The 324-nt window shown below is 63.9% G+C and carries 1 pseudogene; it reads left to right on the forward strand.

The annotated features are described in order from the left end of the window. Positions 1-324 (forward strand): annotated as a pseudogene (locus ABOA88_RS24080) (chemotaxis protein); the annotation flags it as partial.

The raw sequence follows: 324 nt of genomic DNA on the forward strand, positions 1-324 counted from the left end.
GACTTCGGCGGCATCGGCCACGCCTTCCTCGCCGATCGCAACGGCCAGGTCATCGTCAGCCCCGACAAGGACCAACTGATGAAAAACCTCAAGGACATCTACCCCGATGCCGCCTTGAAGGTCGAGCCGGGCATGCAGGACGTCACCCTCAACGGTCAAGACCGGATCATCTCCTTCGCCCCGGTCGAAGGCCTGCCTTCGGCGCAGTGGTACATCGGTCTGTCCATCGACAAGGACAAGGCCTACGCCGCGCTGAGCCAGTTCCGTACCTCGGCGATCATCGCCATGCTCATCGCCGTGGCCGCCATCGCCGGCTTGCTGGGC

It is taken from the genome of Pseudomonas sp. PKS, from assembly GCF_051913525.1.
GTDB classification, from domain to species: domain Bacteria; phylum Pseudomonadota; class Gammaproteobacteria; order Pseudomonadales; family Pseudomonadaceae; genus Aquipseudomonas; species Aquipseudomonas guariconensis_D.